The 16,816-nt window shown below is 46.1% G+C and carries 16 protein-coding genes; 9 read left to right on the forward strand and 7 right to left on the reverse strand.

The features are described from left to right. Window positions 1-120: 120 nt before the first annotated feature. The 4 genes from tsaE to tsaD are packed head-to-tail and all read left to right on the forward strand — an operon-like array spanning window position 121 to window position 2,749. Entirely contained in the window at window positions 121-576 is a 456-nt protein-coding gene (gene tsaE, locus ABR335_RS01680) for a tRNA (adenosine(37)-N6)-threonylcarbamoyltransferase complex ATPase subunit type 1 TsaE (RefSeq protein WP_014096819.1), read from the forward strand. After that, window positions 573-1,274: a tRNA (adenosine(37)-N6)-threonylcarbamoyltransferase complex dimerization subunit type 1 TsaB gene (tsaB, locus tag ABR335_RS01685; RefSeq protein ID WP_014096820.1), complete on the forward strand. Its 702-nt coding sequence runs from the start codon at window positions 573-575 to the stop codon at window positions 1,272-1,274. Before tsaE ends, tsaB begins: the two co-directional genes overlap by 4 nt. A gap of 2 nt (window positions 1,275-1,276) precedes the next feature. Next, window positions 1,277-1,732 carry a ribosomal protein S18-alanine N-acetyltransferase gene (gene rimI / locus ABR335_RS01690; protein ID WP_014096821.1) on the forward strand — a complete coding sequence of 152 codons (456 nt, stop codon included), beginning with the start codon at window positions 1,277-1,279 and terminating at the stop codon, window positions 1,730-1,732. Continuing rightward, window positions 1,733-2,749 carry a tRNA (adenosine(37)-N6)-threonylcarbamoyltransferase complex transferase subunit TsaD gene (gene tsaD, locus ABR335_RS01695; protein ID WP_017550684.1) on the forward strand — a complete coding sequence of 339 codons (1,017 nt, stop codon included), beginning with the start codon at window positions 1,733-1,735 and terminating at the stop codon, window positions 2,747-2,749. It abuts the gene before it with no gap. Window positions 2,750-3,053: 304 nt separating this feature from the next. Here tsaD and ABR335_RS01700 read toward each other — a convergent pair whose 3' ends face one another. Together ABR335_RS01700 and ABR335_RS01705 are read right to left on the reverse strand one after the other, a co-directional pair. Then, window positions 3,054-4,973, reverse strand: coding sequence for an ABC-F family ATP-binding cassette domain-containing protein (locus ABR335_RS01700; protein WP_014096823.1), 1,920 nt, complete (start codon window positions 4,971-4,973; stop codon window positions 3,054-3,056). A 264-nt stretch (window positions 4,974-5,237) separates the two neighbouring features. Next, on the reverse strand, window positions 5,238-6,548 hold the full coding sequence (locus ABR335_RS01705) for a transposase family protein (protein WP_014096942.1): 1,311 nt from the start codon (window positions 6,546-6,548) through the stop codon (window positions 5,238-5,240). 453 nt (window positions 6,549-7,001) lie between these two features. Between ABR335_RS01705 and ABR335_RS01710 the strand changes: the two genes are divergently transcribed. Next, entirely contained in the window at window positions 7,002-7,685 is a 684-nt protein-coding gene (locus ABR335_RS01710; RefSeq protein ID WP_014096825.1) for a redox-sensing transcriptional repressor Rex, read from the forward strand. Between the two features lie 150 nt (window positions 7,686-7,835). Next, window positions 7,836-8,600, forward strand: a complete 765-nt coding sequence (gene tatC, locus ABR335_RS01715) for a twin-arginine translocase subunit TatC (protein ID WP_014096826.1) — start codon at window positions 7,836-7,838, stop codon at window positions 8,598-8,600. A 36-nt stretch (window positions 8,601-8,636) separates the two neighbouring features. Here the strand turns inward: tatC and ABR335_RS01720 are convergent, their stop codons facing one another. Further along, window positions 8,637-8,831 (reverse strand): YdiK family protein, encoded by a 195-nt coding sequence (locus ABR335_RS01720; protein ID WP_017550687.1) that lies wholly within the window; start codon window positions 8,829-8,831, stop codon window positions 8,637-8,639. Further along, a complete protein-coding gene (locus ABR335_RS01725; protein WP_014096827.1) occupies window positions 8,831-9,559 on the reverse strand; it encodes a CPBP family intramembrane glutamic endopeptidase in 729 nt (242 codons plus the stop codon). Before ABR335_RS01725 ends, ABR335_RS01720 begins: the two co-directional genes overlap by 1 nt. A 368-nt stretch (window positions 9,560-9,927) precedes the next feature. Here ABR335_RS01725 and groES point away from each other — a divergent pair, with 368 nt between their 5' ends. Together groES and groL are read left to right on the forward strand one after the other, a co-directional pair. After that, the gene (gene groES, locus ABR335_RS01730; RefSeq protein WP_014096828.1) at window positions 9,928-10,212 is read left to right on the forward strand and encodes a co-chaperone GroES; all 285 of its coding nucleotides are present in this window, start codon (window positions 9,928-9,930) and stop codon (window positions 10,210-10,212) included. Window positions 10,213-10,265: 53 nt separating this feature from the next. After that, window positions 10,266-11,891, forward strand: coding sequence for a chaperonin GroEL (gene groL / locus ABR335_RS01735; protein ID WP_350346430.1), 1,626 nt, complete (start codon window positions 10,266-10,268; stop codon window positions 11,889-11,891). A gap of 453 nt (window positions 11,892-12,344) precedes the next feature. Here the strand turns inward: groL and ABR335_RS01740 are convergent, their stop codons facing one another. Genes ABR335_RS01740 through ABR335_RS01750 form a run of 3 tightly spaced genes read right to left on the reverse strand, consistent with a single transcriptional unit; the run spans window position 12,345 to window position 15,477 of the window. Beyond that, the gene (locus ABR335_RS01740) at window positions 12,345-12,734 is read right to left on the reverse strand and encodes a GtrA family protein (RefSeq protein WP_350346431.1); all 390 of its coding nucleotides are present in this window, start codon (window positions 12,732-12,734) and stop codon (window positions 12,345-12,347) included. A gap of 31 nt (window positions 12,735-12,765) precedes the next feature. Beyond that, window positions 12,766-13,770, reverse strand: coding sequence for a glycosyltransferase family 2 protein (locus ABR335_RS01745; protein WP_350346432.1), 1,005 nt, complete (start codon window positions 13,768-13,770; stop codon window positions 12,766-12,768). 30 nt (window positions 13,771-13,800) lie between these two features. Then, entirely contained in the window at window positions 13,801-15,477 is a 1,677-nt protein-coding gene (locus tag ABR335_RS01750) for a DUF6044 family protein (protein WP_350346433.1), read from the reverse strand. Between the two features lie 213 nt (window positions 15,478-15,690). Here ABR335_RS01750 and ABR335_RS01755 point away from each other — a divergent pair, with 213 nt between their 5' ends. Next, window positions 15,691-16,755: a dipeptide epimerase gene (locus ABR335_RS01755; protein WP_014096833.1), complete on the forward strand. Its 1,065-nt coding sequence runs from the start codon at window positions 15,691-15,693 to the stop codon at window positions 16,753-16,755. Window positions 16,756-16,816: the final 61 nt, after the last annotated feature.

The raw sequence follows: 16,816 nt of genomic DNA on the forward strand, positions 1-16,816 counted from the left end.
CGGTTAAACTAGAATTGGATTGAAGCATCCTTAGGAACATTCCTAAGGCTTTTTTTATAAGGCGCGCCGTACTTTGGATTGGCGGCAATTTGCGATAAAGTTGTAGAGGAGAGGCGGCAAATGGGGAGTTATCGTTTCGTTTCCAACAGCCCTGAAGAGACTTTTTCTTTTGCAGAAAAAATGGCTGCCCATCTGAAACCGGGGGATGTCCTTTTGCTGGAGGGTGACCTGGGGGCAGGAAAAACGACTTTTACAAAAGGGATTGCGAACGGGCTGGGCATTCGCCGTACCGTGAACAGCCCGACTTTTACCATTATAAAAGAGTACCGGGGGAACCTGCCGCTGTATCATATGGACGTATACCGTTTGGAGGATGCGCAGGAGGACCTTGGTTTTGATGAATATTTTGAAGGTGATGGCGTGACGGTTGTGGAGTGGGCACATTTTATCAAAGATCTGTTGCCTGAGAGCTATTTGGAAATCCGCATTCTCCGCCTTGAAGGAGACCGCAGGCTTATTGAAGCGGAACCGTTTGGGGACCGTTATGTATCATTATGTGAGGAGATTTTTGGATGAAAGTTTTGGCAATCGATACTTCAAATGAAGTGCTGGGCGTTTCATTGGCCGATGATCATGTTGTGCTGGCCGAATATATGACAAATTTGAAAAAAAATCATAGTGTCCGCGTGATGCCGGCTGTGCAGGAAGTCATGGAGGCGTGCGGGATAAAACCGGCTGAGCTGGATAAGATTGTGGTGGCAAAAGGGCCCGGATCTTACACCGGCATACGGATTGGCGTCACGATCGCAAAAACGATGGCCTGGAGCCTTCAAATTCCATTGGTGGGGGTTTCCAGCCTGAAGTTGTTGGCGGCGTCCGGCCGTTATTTTGACGGGTATATTTCCCCGCTTTTTGATGCGCGCAGAGGGCGGATTTATACCGGTTTGTACCGCTATGAAAACGGGGTTTTGCAAACAGTAGTGGAAGATTGCAATGTATCATCCGCTGAATGGGGAACCCGGTTAAGTGCGCTTGAGGCGCCCGTATTATTGATCGGCCAGCATGTTGCCCTTCATGAAGCCGTTCTTGCGAAGAAGCTGGGAGATAAAATGGCGGTAGCAGATTGGACTCTGCATAATCCGAGGCCGGGCGAACTGGCCAGGCTTGGGATGGATGAACCGGACGCGGAGATACACACTTTCGTTCCAAATTACATACGGTTAGTAGAGGCAGAAGCCAAATGGCTTGAAAAGCATAAACGGGAGAGTCACTAAAAATGGAAAAAACGGGGAAAATAACGCTGCGAAAAGCCACGCTTGCAGATTTGGACGGAATTTACAATGTGGAGATGCATTCTTTTACAATGCCGTGGACACGTGAAGCATTTTACAACGAACTGGTTCATAATCATTTTGCCATGTATCTTGTGCTTGTCGAGAATGAAAAGGTTATCGGTTATTGCGGCGTGTGGGTCATTGTCGATGAGGCGCATGTGACCAATCTTGCGGTGCTCCCGGAGTACCGAGGCCGGAAACTGGGAGAGACGCTGTTAAAAAATGTGATGGCTTACGCCGCATTGAACCATGCCAAAACGCTCAGCCTGGAGGTACGCGTCAGCAATATGATTGCGCGCTCCTTATACAGGAAGCTCGGATTTCGGGAAGGCGGCATCCGGAAAGGCTATTACACGGATAATTATGAAGACGCAATTGTGATGTGGGTGAATTTATAAATGGAAAAAGATTTGTTGGTATTAGGCATAGAAACGAGCTGCGATGAAACGGCTGCAGCTGTCATTAAAAACGGGACGGAAATTGTTTCCAATGTGGTCGCTTCTCAGATTGAAAGCCACAAACGGTTCGGCGGGGTGGTGCCAGAGCTTGCATCCCGCCACCATGTCGAGCAAATTACCATTGTCATTGAGGAAGCGATGCAGCAGGCAGACGCGGCTTTTAAAGACCTGGATGCGATCGCCGTGACAGAAGGGCCCGGGCTTGTGGGCGCGTTGCTTGTTGGCGTCAATGCCGCAAAGGCGCTCAGTTTCGCGCATCAGATTCCACTTGTCGGTGTCCATCATATTGCCGGCCATATTTATGCGAACCGGATCGGGCATGAAATGAAGTTTCCGCTGCTTGCGCTTGTCGTTTCAGGAGGTCATACGGAGCTTGTGCTGATGAAGGGCCATGCCGAGTTTGAAGTAATCGGCGAAACGAGAGATGATGCGGCAGGGGAAGCTTATGACAAAGTAGCACGAACGTTGAACCTTCCTTATCCGGGCGGTCCGCAGATTGACCGGCTTGCCCATGAAGGAAAGCCAAATGTTGATTTGCCGCGATCCTGGCTGGAAGGGACTTATGATTTCAGTTTCAGCGGGCTCAAATCAGCCGTCATTAACACCCTCCATAATGCCGCGCAGCGCGGGGAAAGCATCCGGCCTGAAGATATGGCCGCAAGCTTCCAGCAAAGTGTGATTGATGTATTGGTCGGTAAAACCGTGGAGGCGGTAAAAGCGTTTGGCGTCAAAGAAGTGCTGGTCGCCGGCGGTGTTGCCGCGAACAAAGGATTGCGCGCTGCCCTTTCAGAAGCATTCCGGGATCTCCCTGAAGTGGCGTTGCGCATCCCGCCGATCCAGTTATGCACAGACAATGCGGCGATGATTGCCGCATGCGGGACGGTGCTTTTTGAAAAGGGAAAAAGAAGCTCCCTTGACTTAAATGCTTATCCCGGGCTGGACATTGAAAACTTTTAAACAGGGTTGTGAAAAACCGGTGTATGGGAATCGTCCATACACCGGTTTTTTTTGGAGATATGCAGGGGAATTGTGCGCAATCTGTGGAAAAGTTGTTGATAAATGATTGGACTTGTGTAAAACTTTTAAAATTTTTTCCGGACAGGCTGTGGGTATTGTGGATAAATCTGTTGATAATTGTGGATTTTGTGGAAAAACGTTTTGGAAAGCAAGAAATCAATATACCGCCTGTGCATAAATCTGTGCATGGCGCGAGATGCCAAAATAAAAACCTGTGCAGAAAATTTCCACACAGGTCCAAACATTACTCCGCCAGTTCTGCCCATTCTTCCATCAGCGCGTCCAGCTCCAATTTCCGTTGCTCCAGTTCTTCTGTCAGCTCGCGGATTTTAATATGGTCCTGAAAGATTTCCGGGTCGGCCATTTTTTCTTCCCGGTCATGAATTTCTGTTTCCAACGTTTCAATTCTTGTTTCAATTTCTTCAATCCTCCGCTTTTTTTGCCGCTCGCGTTTTTTTGCTTCTTTATCCTGCCGGTAGTTGTTTTTCGCCGGCTGTTCCGCTTTAACCTTTTCTTGTTTCGTGTTTTCCAGGCGTGCAATTTCCAGCATTTCTTCTTTTTTTTGCACATAATAATCATAGTCGCCGAGAAATTCACGGGTTCCCTCCGGCGAGAGCTCCACCACTTTTGTGGCAATCCGGTTAATGAAATAGCGGTCGTGGGAAATGAACAAAATCGTTCCCGGGTAATCGATGAGCGCATTTTCCAGTACTTCTTTACTGTCCAAATCAAGGTGGTTTGTCGGTTCATCTAAAATTAGAAAGTTCGCCTTTTCCAGCATCAATTTGGCGAGGGCAAGCCGGGCTTTTTCGCCGCCGCTTAAGGATGAGACGGTTTTTAAAACGTCATCGCCGGAAAAAAGAAAATTCCCGAGTGCCGTGCGGATTTCTTTTTCTGTTTTCAGCGGGTATGCATCCCATAATTCCCGGAGGACCGTTTTATTGGAAGATAAGTCGGCCAGTTCTTGATCGTAATAGCCGGTCATAACGTTGGAGCCATATTCGATCGTGCCGGATATCAGCGGGATTCTCCGGATAATCGATTTCAAAAGCGTTGACTTGCCGATGCCGTTCGGGCCGACAAGGGCAACACTGTCTTGTTTTTTGACTGAAAGATGGATGTTTTTGGCAACCGGCTCCCCGTCGTAGCCGATGGCAGCATCCCGGACATGAAGGACTTCGTTCCCGCTTTGTTTGGCAATTTCAAACGAAAACCGGGCAGATTTTTCATCGCCAAGCGGCTTGTCCATCAATTCCATTTTTTCCAGTTGTTTCCTCCTACTTTGCGCCCGCTTTGTCGTGGTGGCACGGGCAATGTTTTTTTGGATGAATGCCTGCAATTTCGCAACTTCTTCCTGCTGCTTTTCATATTGTTTGACCTCTCGCTCGTACTGGGCGGCCTTTTGTTCCAGATACCGGCTGTAGTTGCCGTGGTATTTTTTAATGGAATGCCTTGAAATTTCATAGACCTGGTTGACGACTTTATCCAGAAAATAACGGTCATGGGACACGATCAGAATGGCGCCTTCATAGCCTTGTAAATATTGCTCCAGCCAGGTGAGCGTTTCGATATCGAGATGGTTTGTCGGCTCATCCAAAATGAGGATGTCCGGCTTTGTGAGCAGCAATTTCGCCAATGCAAGGCGTGTTTTTTGCCCGCCGCTTAATGTCCGGATCGGGGTGTTGTAGTCGTACTGGTCAAAACGGAAGCCATGCAGAACGGACCGGATATCCGCTTCGATCTGATATCCGCCTTCATCTTTAAAACGTGTCTGCAAAGTATCATAAGCATGCAGCACTTTTTCATACTCCGCCGGGCGGTTATAAATCTTAGGGTCGGCCATTTTTTGTTCGTATTCGCGAAGCTGTTTTTCCATATCCAGCAAATTTTTAAAAACCGACATCATTTCGTCCCAAATGGACAGATCCGATTCGAGTCCGGTATTTTGGGCGAGATAACCGATTTCGACACCATTCGGCATAATGATGGAACCTTCATCATAAGAAAGCTGGCCGGCGATGATTTTCAGGAGGGTCGATTTGCCGGCCCCGTTTCTCCCGACCAAGGCAATCCGGTCTTTTGTTTGAATTTCTAATTTTATATCCGATAAAATAAGTTCAGCGCCATAATATTTTGTGACTTGTTGAACTTGCAGCAACATCATCTTTATGTTCACCTCTATACCATTGTAAGTGTACAGGAAGGCGAACTGCAACTCAACCGGCGTGATCGCAGTTCTGAAGAGTAAATTCATCAATTTTTAGATGTTTTATGATAAAATGACTTATCCACATTTAGAAAATTTTTCCATCTATTTTTTCTGCTTTCAAAGTCAAAAAGAGCCGAATTTGCAAATTTCTTTTTTAAAATTGTGGATAACTTCAAAAAAACCTTTTTTTACATCACATCCTTTGCTATAATATAACCATTAAGTAAACCTTACTTGTATTGGCTTACTTAAATGGGTGAAATCCTCGTCTGTTAAAATGCGTGTCCGAAACGATTCCAACAGATTTGAGGATTTTTCTTTTGCCGTTTTTTTGAGTGCTTTTAAGATTGACGAACCTTTTTCAAACAGCTGTCTAATAATATCTGTTATTTGAACTAATAAATAATGATTTTTCATGGCTGTGTAGTTTTGGCTATTGGCATGTTCTATATTGTAACGATTATTTTTTTGTTCGTTAAATCCTTGATTTTCAATCTTCCAGCGGCTTCTTCCTGCAGCGATGAGTCGTTCCACGTTCTTTTTCGTGATTTTAATATCCGTTATAAATACATACTCTTTCGATTTCCCATCCTCTGTTTTCATTGTGGCCTCCATCAGATTGACCGTTCTGTCTTTGTAGGCAATATCATTCACCCAAACTAATGAATTCTGATCCTTACTTTGTTCCAGCTCTTTTATTGCCTTAAACTCCGTCGAGATACTTTTAATTCTCCCTTCCTTAAATCTGCATATATATTTCCATTTGTGCGCCCTGCACAGATTAAATACCGTTTCACATGCATAGAGACTATCTCCCAAGATACAAATCGGTAGTCTTTTAAATATTTTTTTTATTTTCTTTGCCAGCCTGTCGAAGGCTTTTAATTCACAATCTTGCTTAGAAACATTTTCTGATTCATTTTCGATAAATTCGGAGGCAATACTGAAGACCATATCCCCCACGACAAGCTTGGCTTCAAGTACATGGTGCATATAAAGTACGTTCGTTTCTCCTGTTTCTTTATTTGTATATGCCCGTCTCAGGCAGTGTTTACAATGTTTCTTATGAAAGGTGTGTAATCCAGTTCCATCAATGATGACACCCCAGTACTTTCCTTCAATTCGATAAGACTCGAGAGACCTTTTTTTCAATAATTCTTTAATCATATACGTTCTAATTTTTTCTAATTCATTTACATCTAAGCCAGATAAAAAGTCGTTAATTGTATCATAATGTGGAAGTTCTTCAAGAAAATCTAAGCCTAACACCTTCCCTACATTTTTAATACATTCTTCTTTATTAAAACGCTCACTCATGTTTCTCATGGATTTTAGGCCGGTCATATTTTTCAACATCATCGTAAATAAAAGGACCTCTGGACCATAAGTGATATAGCTTTGATGTCGGTGGTCTGCTACCTTTTTTAGGTTATTCATCAGGTCTTTGAAAAAATGCTTCTGAATTTTAAGGAACTCGAAAAAATAATTTGCTTCTTTTTCACGATTTCTTTTTTCTTTTCTAGTAACCAAAATAAAAACCCCCTCAAAACAGCCAAGTTTAATTAGGGCTTGCTGAACGAATCAAATTTTAGCTTGTATTCGACTTGTCACTAAGCCATACCAAAATATTCGTCCAGCAAGCTCTAATTATTTAAATTATTACATATTTGGCCGTATTTTTGGGGGGGATACTTAAATTATCACGAAAAATTTTTACTCCTCAGAGCTGCGTGATCGGAATTTGTCAAAAAACTTTTCACATAAATTCGTAAAAACCCATGAAAAAAATGCTTACTTGTGATATATTTAACATAGTTGGAGAGAGAAAAAGACGCATGCAGGCATTTTTTTAAAACATATTTTTTCTTTGCTCAGATAGGAGTAATATTATAATGAAGAATGGCAGCGCTGCCATTCTGGAATGGACGCACGATTGGAACCAACAGCACAAAAAACTTAAGCTTTCAACTTGGGGGATTTCACATGAAGGATGAATCAGTAAAAATACCGCAAGCCACTGCAAAACGGCTTCCATTATATTACCGGTACCTGAGAAATTTATATACACTTGGCAAGCAAAGGGTATCCTCGGCGGAACTGAGTGAAGCGGTGAAAGTCGACTCCGCTACGATACGCAGGGATTTTTCCTACTTCGGGGCACTTGGAAAAAAAGGTTATGGTTATAATGTAAAATATTTATTGTCTTTTTTCGGCAAGACGCTGAACCAGGATGAGATCACAGATGTAGCGCTGGTTGGCGTTGGGAACCTCGGTACAGCCCTTTTGAATTACAATTTTTCGAAGAATAACAGCGCACGGATTGTGATGGCATTTGACAATGACCCCGGGAAGGTGGGGAGCCATGTTGGCAATGTGCCTGTTTACAGCATGGACGAATTAAGAGAACGGCTTTGCGCGGAAGATGTGACGGTTGTGATTTTGACGGTCCCCGCTTCCAGTGCCCAGGCAGTGACAGACGAGCTTGCCAGTACAAATGTAAAAGGCGTTTTAAACTTTACACCTGCCCGGCTGAACGTGCCGCCGGATATCCGCGTCCATCATATTGACCTGGCCGTGGAACTGCAGGCACTGATCTACTTTTTAAAACATTATTCAAATGATGAAGAAAATTTGAAAGAAACAAAAGAGCCGGTTGCGAAGCCATAGCCAAAAAGCTTTTTTTCCGTTATCATAGTGGGTACAGGGGGTGGCCCGATTGAAAACGGAATGCAGGCGCAAATGGCAATGGCCGGATTTGGCTGTGGCGTGCAAAGGGAAAAGGGCGGATTCAACGCCGGCACTTAAAGGGGAACGGCGATGAATACGAAAAAAATGCCGGTTACCGGACACATCCAGGAATTGAGAAAGCGGTTAATTACCGTTCTCATTTTCTTTCTGTTTGCCCTGGTTGTTGGCTTTTTTACCGCAAAACCTGTTATACGTTATTTGCAGCATGCCAAAAATGCCGGCATGTTCACGATGAATGCCTTCAGGGTAACCGATCCTATTAAGGTTTTTATGGAAGTTTCGGTTGTGATCGCATGCCTATTGACCCTGCCGGTGATTTTGTACCAGCTTTGGGCGTTTATAAGCCCGGGGCTGTATGAGAAAGAAAAGAAACTGACATTAAGTTACATTCCTGTTTCCATCTTGCTTTTTATAGCCGGCGTTTCTTTTTCCTATTTCGTGCTTTGTCCGCTGATGGTGAAGTTTATGATGGGCTTGTCAAATGAAATGGGCATTCGTGCGGTGATCGGGATCCGGGAGTATATTCAGTTTCTGCTAGAGATCACGCTTCCGTTTGGCTTTGTGTTCCAAATGCCGGTCGTGGTCCTGTTTCTGACCCGGCTTGGCATCATTACGCCGAGACTGTTGAAAAAGGTAAGAAAATATGCGTATCTTGCTTTGATTGCAGCTGCCGGCATCATCACCCCGCCGGACGTGTTTTCGCAGCTGATTACCTTTGTTCCACTCGTTTTGCTGTATGAAGCAAGCACACTGATTTCGAAAATGGCGTACCGCAATGCCAAAAAAGCGGCAAAAGAAATGCCAATGGATGAACAGACGATTGCTTCTGAATAAGAAAGCCGTTTTCCGGACGGAGCCGGAAAACGGCTTTTATTTTTTCACTGAGTTTTTCAGCTTGAAATGGAGAAAGATCAGCCTGATGCCGGAACCCAGATCCAATGTTGCAATCAACAGCAGTAAATAAGAAAAAAAGCCCCAGCCGCCCACTTGTACCTGCTGAATGGCAAAATAAGTGAACAAAGCCCCGAGCAGGCAGTTTACAATCCCTGAAAAAAGTGGTCTCATTATAGAAGTCCTCCAATTGAGCTGTAAATTTCATGTACGGATGTCTGCAGAACGGACGGGTGCAAAAGCAGCCTCACGACCACAATCGTGTTCATGGAAACATGCGCAAACATGGAAACGGTGATCCGGTTTGTTTTCTCGTATAAATAAGCGAGCGTCAGCCCTAAAAGGGAATATAAAAACAAGTGGCTCGGTTCGGTATGCGCGAGTCCGAAAATAACCGAGCTGACAATACCGGATAAAAGGAATGAAAAGCGCCTGCGCAGCGTGCCGAAAATGATTTTCCGAAAAACGATTTCCTCGAGAATCGGCCCTGCGATCGAGCTGATGAGGATGACGAGCGGAAATCTTTCAATCAGCGCCATGATTTGCTGCGTATTGTTGGAGGCAGCCGGGGCACCGAATAATGATTCAATGATCGCGGCTGCAGTCTGGGCAAAGAAACAAAGAAAGACGCCGCCTATTGCCCATATGGCGGATGGCGCGGCCGGAAGCGGTTCAGTCCGGTCTGTTTCTTTCTTTGCGGCTTTTCTTAAAAAGTACAGGACGATGATCAGCCCGATGATAAAGCTGATGACGGTCCAAAGCGGGGGCGTCAATGTCCGCATGCTGTCTGCCGGTTCGTGGAAAACGTTCACCCCGGCATAGTAGAGCAACGGATACCCGACGGCGCCGGACAGCAGCATAAGGATGTACGTCACGAGAATATACACATACTCTTTTTTCACGCGTTCTTTTCCTTTCTTGCCAGTTCAAAGTTTAAAGGATCGCAAATTCGTCCAATATGTTCATTGTACTATTGAACCGGGCGGGGTTCAAATGCCGTGCGCAGAGCCAGCCTTTTCAGTTGCATATCCGGATGGTGATCAAGCATACTTATAAAAGGGCAAGCGGCTGAAATGGAGGCGCGCAACCGGCATCCTTTGACGGGGCTCTTTAAAGGATGCAGGGCCCGAAAAAAATAAAAAAAGTTGGATGAGAGACTTGCAAAAAAGCAAGGAATTATTTATTATAATAAATGTGTTAGCACTCAACTTATGCGAGTGCTAATAATGGACAAAATTTTACATAATACGAATTAAGGAGGTTGTTTCACGTGTTAAAACCACTGGGTGATCGCGTTGTCATTGAATTAGTTGAATCGGAAGAAAAAACAGCAAGCGGTATTGTCCTGCCTGACACGGCAAAAGAAAAGCCACAGGAAGGCAAAGTTGTGGCTGTCGGTTCCGGGCGTACCCTTGATAACGGTGAACGTGTTGCCATCGATGTAGCAGTAGGCGACCGCATCATCTTCTCGAAATATGCCGGCACTGAAGTGAAATATGACGGAAAAGAATACTTAATCCTTCGTGAAAGCGATATTCTGGCGGTTGTGGAATAAGCCTGGCTTGTTGAAACATAGAAATAACGATATGACATGAGGAGGTTTTATAAATGGCAAAAGAAATTAAATTCGGCGAAGAAGCCCGCCGCGGTATGCTTCGTGGTGTGGATAAACTGGCAGATGCTGTAAAAGTGACATTGGGCCCGAAAGGACGTAACGTCGTTCTGGAAAAGAAATTCGGTTCTCCGCTGATCACAAATGACGGTGTCACGATCGCAAAAGAAATTGAACTCGAAGACGCGTTTGAAAACATGGGTGCCAAACTTGTCTCCGAAGTGGCCAGCAAAACGAACGATGTAGCTGGTGACGGTACAACCACTGCAACTGTTCTGGCACAGGCAATGATCCGTGAAGGCCTGAAAAACGTAACAGCAGGTGCAAACCCGGTTGGCATCCGCAAAGGGATTGAAAAAGCAGTTGCGGCTGCTGTCGAAGAATTAAAAGCCATTTCGAAACCAATCGAAGGCAAAGCTTCCATCGCCCAAGTTGCTGCAATTTCCTCTGCTGACGAAGAAGTCGGCGAATTGATCGCTGAAGCAATGGAACGCGTGGGCAACGATGGCGTTATTACCATTGAAGAATCAAAAGGCTTCTCAACGGAATTGGACGTTGTGGAAGGAATGCAGTTCGACCGTGGCTATGCATCGCCTTACATGGTAACGGATTCCGACAAAATGGAAGCTGTTCTGGATAACCCTTACATCTTAATTACAGACAAGAAGATTTCCAATATCCAGGAAATCCTGCCTGTTCTCGAACAAGTTGTCCAACAAGGCAAACCGCTGTTGCTGATTGCGGAAGATGTTGAAGGGGAAGCTCTTGCAACACTCGTTGTCAACAAACTGCGTGGCACATTCAATGCAGTTGCGGTGAAAGCGCCTGGCTTCGGTGACCGCCGCAAAGCGATGCTCGAAGATATTGCAACCCTGACAGGCGGCGAAGTGATCACAGAAGAACTCGGTCTTGATTTAAAATCTGCAACAATTGACCAGCTCGGCCGTGCCGGAAAAGTGGTTGTTACAAAAGAAACAACGACAATCGTGGAAGGGGCAGGCGACTCTGCTGCAATTTCTGCACGTGTAAACCAAATCCGCATGCAATTGGAAGAAACAACTTCCGAATTTGACCGCGAAAAATTACAAGAACGCCTTGCAAAACTGGCTGGCGGCGTAGCAGTCATCAAAGTCGGTGCTGCGACAGAAACCGAATTGAAAGAACGCAAACTGCGCATTGAAGATGCTTTGAACTCTACGCGCGCTGCTGTTGAGGAAGGCATTGTAGCAGGCGGTGGCACGGCGCTTATCAATGTCATCAAGAAAGTCGCTTCCATTGAGGCAGAAGGCGACGTTCAAACAGGCATCAATATCGTTGCACGCGCTTTGGAAGAACCTGTACGCCAAATCGCGGAAAATGCCGGCCTTGAAGGTTCAGTCATTGTCGAACGCCTGAAAAAAGAAGATGTCGGCATTGGTTACAATGCCGCCAATGGAGAATGGGTCAACATGATTGAAGCGGGTATCGTGGACCCGACGAAAGTAACCCGTTCCGCACTTCAAAATGCTGCATCTGTTGCTGCAATGCTGCTTACAACAGAAGCAGTTGTTGCCGACAAACCTGAACCGCCGGCACCTGCAGGCGGCGGCGCCCCTGACATGGGCATGGGCGGCATGATGTAATAAGCGCCTGAAAATGCTGGGATAACGGCTTTTACAGACGTTCAAAACTGTACCATTCCATGTTTCGGTTCATGTTTTAGATCGTTACATTTTTAATGAGGCTCCCGGGAAGTGACCGGGAGCCTCTTTTTTCTGTTTCTCATACACGCTTTGTGTATGCTTACAAATGAACAGGGGTGTTGAAATGGCAAAAGCCGAAAAGAAGGGAAGCGGCATGAGTCCTGTACGGGGTGATTGCGAAATGAAGGGAAGCGTATAAACCGTAAGTAAGATGGTTGCAAAATAGAGGGAAGTGTTTGAGAAAAGTGATTGCGGAATGAAGGCTATGCCCATAAGCCGCTAATGATGGCGGGTGAGGCAAGCGGCAAACGTAAGCGTGGTGGGCGCGAAATGAAGGGCCTGAACAGGTGACAGAAAGAAGGCAAGCCGGTTTTTTTAGGGATGCCGGCCCGGTTATTCCGCGTGTTCACGGAATACCCAGAGCCTTGTGCCAAGAAAATTGACGGCCATCCCTGCCAGTGTGGCAATGATCTTCGCGTATAAAAGCGGCCAGCCCCACTGCTCGTGAAAGAGGAAAAGCAGAAGGGAAGTCAGCGCATAGACGATTAAATTGACGGCAATAAACCGTGAAGCCTCGCCCCATGTTGCTTTTTTTCTTACTTGAAACGTCCAGAACCGGTTCAGCAAATAACTGTTTGCCATGCCGGCCGTATAAGAGCAGGCCTGTGCAACAAGATAAGGCACATGGAATGATGTGAGCAGAAAAAATACGAGAAAATCAACAAGCGTATTTCCGGCGCCGACAATGCAAAACTTAAGAAAAGCGGCATATTGTTTGAGCATGGGTCCAGCAAACCTTTCGTAAGTTGTGTTTTCAAGTTTTCATTGTATCACTGTTTTGGCTTAAGGCGAAAGAAGATTTCCCGTCTTTATATAAATTCGTTTCAATAGTATAGCGCGGGCGCCTTTTGACTTCTTTAAAAATTTTGCCGATGTATTCCCCGATCAGCCCTACCGCCATCAACTCCAGGCCGCCAAGGAGCCAGATAGAGATGATCAGGGAAGCCCAGCCGGAGACGGTATGGCCGGCAAGTTCCTCTATAAGGGCATAAAGGCCGACAAAAGCACTTAAAATAAACGTGACAAACCCGAGGGCCGTCACAAAGCGGACCGGGGTTATGCTGAAAGACGTAATGCCATCCAGGGCAAAAGCGAGCATTTTCTTTAACGGATATTTTGATTCCCCGGCCATCCGCTCTTTTCGGTCGTAATACACTTTCGTAGAAGGAAACCCGAGCAAAGGGATAATCCCGCGCAAAAACAGATTTGCTTCTTTATATTTTAAAAGTTCCTCCAATGTTCTCTTGCTCATCAGCCGGAAATCAGCATGGTTCGGCACGAGCTGAATCCCCATTTTTCCCATCAGCCAGTAGAACCCTTGCGCACTTGTCCGTTTAAACCAAGTGTCCGTTTCCCGGCTGTCGCGGACGCCGTATACAATATCGTAGCCTTGCCAATATTTTTCCATAAAATCCCGAATCGCCCGGATATCGTCCTGCAAATCGGCATCAATGGAGATGACGCAGTCGGAATGCTCACTGGCGACCGTAAGCCCTGCAAGCAGCGCATTCTGGTGCCCGGCATTGCGCGACAGTTTAATGCCTTTTACAAACGGATGGCGGGCCGAAGCGGATTCAATGATCTGCCAGGTTTTGTCGCGGCTCCCGTCATCGACAAACAAGAGCGTGCTGTCTTTTGCAATCAGTTTGGACTGGATCAGAGATTCGAGCACCTCTGACAGCTGCTTCATCGTTTCATGCAATACGGCTTCTTCATTATAACAAGGAACAACAATCGTTAATTTCGGATATTGACTCATTCTACAGCATCTCCTTTACCAGCATGATGCTTACTTTACTTCGTATAAATAAATGGTCCACGCCGAGTCGGCATTGCGGAAAGTTTTTAAAAACCGCAAATGCTCTTCTTCTGCGTTTTGGATCGGGACAGCCGAGAAAATATACCGCCCGCCAAGCTTTTCAAACGCTTTTGTATCGATGGCAAGATGATGGATTTTGACGCCGCTGTTTTTCCGGAATTCATAATGCTTGCCCAGTTCGCTGACAAAAATATAACAGCGGTTCCCCCACTGGTCAAAATACGTTTTTAATTGCGGGCTTTTCTCCAGTTCCCCGGCAATGATTTTTCGGAATTTCCTTTTATAAGACAACGGATAATAATTATTGTAAGAATCTAAGGTGTAGAAACCGTTGTACTGGGCAATGGCCGGATGGATCCCGATGCTGGCGACGCGGTAAGCGCTTTTCGGTTTGCCGATATAGCGGCCGATTTCGTGAAACTGGCCCGTCGCGTAAAACTGGTTGAACGAAGGTTTCCCGGCAACACGATAATAAATTTCAGGATTAAACGCAAACAGGACAACCACCTGGGCGATGAGGCAACATTTTACGAATGCCTTCCACTTTCTGCCGCGTTTCCAAAGAAACCATGCCCCCACTGCAAACATCGTATAAATGATAAGCGGCCGCAAAAAATGAAACCGTGCAAAGTTAAACGTATTCAGCAGGCTGATCTTTTCTTTTAACGGTTCCCATGCCTTGTTGAACCAGAAAGCATACCAGAGCGATAAAACGGCATTCAGCATAAAAAGCTGCACATACCGTTTTTCCTTTTTCCATGCTTTTGTTTTATAAATCAGCCACATGGCGATAAAAGAGAACGGCAGAATGACAAACGTGTGCACGGTCATATCATGTGTATGCCCGAACACATAATTTTTTAGCGCAAGCCGGAGCGTGTGCCAAAAGCCGAGTTTCGAGCTAACAAAATCATTCCGGCTTGTCGGCTCATGGGAAAAGACAAGGGAATACACAAGCCGGTATTCAATCCCTAAATACAGCACCAGCATCCAGCCGATTGCAAAAAAGAACGGCCAGTTGCGCTCCCGTTTCACAAGCACATCCCGTATCCACAAAAGTCCCATCGCCGCCAGAAAAAAGAAGAACCCGAGCACAAAGCTGGAGTAAAAAGGCAAAAGGGTCAGCGCCAGCCACTCTTTCCATGTGGCCTGCCGGTTCCTGATGTTTAAAAAAGCCCAAAGCGCAAGCGGCATCCCCAATGTGCTTAACATGCCGGACGGCCAAAACGGGGTCATCGCAAAAGCAAGAGATACCCATACCCTGATAAAGTAACCGTCCTGCCCTTGCACGAAATGCCGTTTTAGCAACAGGTACATTCCTAAAAAAGCAAAGACTCTTGTAATCGTCTGGCTGAATGTATAAGCCACAACCGAAGGGAACAGGGCGTAAAGCCACTGGATTCCGCTGAATTCCGTCCCGAACGCATTTCGCGGCAACCCGTTCATGATTTGCGGAATCGTTGCATTCAGAGGGCCAAACAGTTCTCCGCTGCGGTCGAGCACCCGGTACCAGGCGATATTCGAATCCAGGTTGTCGTGGACCCGGATATGCATATTGCCGCCAAGAATAAACATTGGCGAAAGGTAGACGGCCAGCATCCATACGGCCAGCCATAAAGCATTTTTTTCATGATTACTGATTTTCATTCCGGTCTGACACCATCCCGTTTCTATTTTTGGATGTATGGTCCCTTCTCTCCATAAGCACGTTTGAATAGACGCGGGCAACCAGGGAAAAGTTCACACAAAAAAATACAGGCAAAAATGATGCGGGGTTTAAATCACCGGCCCGTTATTAATGATATAATAAAACCAGCATAAATTGGCTTTAAAATGCCAGGATGAAGGGAAGAAGCTGCCATGATCATAAAAGATGTGCAAGTGCATTACCGGAACATTCCGCTGCTCGTTCCGTTTAAAACAGCATTGCGGCAAGCCAATGAAATTGACAGCATTGAAGTGGAAATCACACTGGACAATGGCATAAAAGGTACAGGGGCAGCTGCGCCAACTGTTGTCATTACAGGCGATTCAACCGAAAGCATCATGTCTGTTGCGGCAGGGCCTATCAAGGAGGCGCTCTCCGGGCATGATTTGCGTGATTTCCAGGAAGCCCTGAAAAAAGTGCAGCGGTGCTGTACGGGCAACACAAGTGCAAAAGCTGCTGCCGACATTGCCCTTTACGATGCATACAGCAAATGGTTAAACATTCCACTGTATGCCTATCTTGGCGGGCAGAAAAATCTCCGGACTTCCATGACAATCGGAGTGGATACGCCCGAAAAAATGGCATGGGATGCGGAAAAAAGCGTGGAGGCCGGGTTTCATCTGTTGAAAATCAAGGTCGGCACATATCCGGAAATCGATCTCGAACGGATTGAAGCGGTCCGGCGCGCTGTTTCGCCTGATGTCAAACTGCGCCTTGATGCCAATCAGGCGTGGGAACCGAAGCAAGCGGTGCAAATTTTACAAGAGCTGGAAAAAAAGGATTTCGGGATTGAGTTTGTCGAACAGCCGGTACGTGCCGATGATTGGGAAGGGTTAAAGTTTGTAACGGAAAGAACAAAGCTGCCGGTCATGGCAGATGAAAGCCTGTTTTCGGCAAAAGACGCGCTGAAATTGATCGCGGGCCGATTTGCCGACCTTATCAATATTAAGCTGATGAAATGCGGCGGAATTTCTGAAGCGTGGAAAATTGCCGACATTGCAGAAGCAAACGGTGTGAAATGCATGGTTGGCAGCATGATGGAGCCATCACTTTCCGTGGCGGCAGCTGCCCACTTTGCGGCCGCCCATCCGAATGTTGTCTATATGGATCTGGACGCGCCACTCTGGTTGTCTGAAGAACCGGATCATTTAACCTATGACGGCGAGGACGTCCTGCTCTCTGATCAGCCTGGTATCGGCATCGTCCAGCCTGTGTAGGTTATCCATAAACTTCCGGCATGAAACATTTTGCCGGAAGCCATTTTTCGTGTACAATAAG

This window comes from Heyndrickxia faecalis (assembly GCF_040267745.1).
GTDB classification, from domain to species: Bacteria; Bacillota; Bacilli; order Bacillales; family Bacillaceae_C; genus Weizmannia; species Weizmannia faecalis.

Bases quoted from the DNA above. Each gene is read 5' to 3' on its own strand.
- tsaE (WP_014096819.1), top strand. From the start codon at position 121: ATGGGGAGTTATCGTTTCGTTTCCAACAGCCCTGAAGAGACTTTTTCT.
- tsaB (WP_014096820.1), top strand. From the start codon at position 573: ATGAAAGTTTTGGCAATCGATACTTCAAATGAAGTGCTGGGCGTTTCA.
- rimI (WP_014096821.1), top strand. From the start codon at position 1,277: ATGGAAAAAACGGGGAAAATAACGCTGCGAAAAGCCACGCTTGCAGAT.
- tsaD (WP_017550684.1), top strand. From the start codon at position 1,733: ATGGAAAAAGATTTGTTGGTATTAGGCATAGAAACGAGCTGCGATGAA.
- ABR335_RS01700 (WP_014096823.1), bottom strand. From the start codon at position 4,973: ATGATGTTGCTGCAAGTTCAACAAGTCACAAAATATTATGGCGCTGAA.
- ABR335_RS01710 (WP_014096825.1), top strand. From the start codon at position 7,002: ATGAAGGATGAATCAGTAAAAATACCGCAAGCCACTGCAAAACGGCTT.
- tatC (WP_014096826.1), top strand. From the start codon at position 7,836: ATGAATACGAAAAAAATGCCGGTTACCGGACACATCCAGGAATTGAGA.
- ABR335_RS01720 (WP_017550687.1), bottom strand. From the start codon at position 8,831: ATGAGACCACTTTTTTCAGGGATTGTAAACTGCCTGCTCGGGGCTTTG.
- groL (WP_350346430.1), top strand. From the start codon at position 10,266: ATGGCAAAAGAAATTAAATTCGGCGAAGAAGCCCGCCGCGGTATGCTT.
- ABR335_RS01740 (WP_350346431.1), bottom strand. From the start codon at position 12,734: ATGCTCAAACAATATGCCGCTTTTCTTAAGTTTTGCATTGTCGGCGCC.
- ABR335_RS01745 (WP_350346432.1), bottom strand. From the start codon at position 13,770: ATGAGTCAATATCCGAAATTAACGATTGTTGTTCCTTGTTATAATGAA.
- ABR335_RS01750 (WP_350346433.1), bottom strand. From the start codon at position 15,477: ATGAAAATCAGTAATCATGAAAAAAATGCTTTATGGCTGGCCGTATGG.
- ABR335_RS01755 (WP_014096833.1), top strand. From the start codon at position 15,691: ATGATCATAAAAGATGTGCAAGTGCATTACCGGAACATTCCGCTGCTC.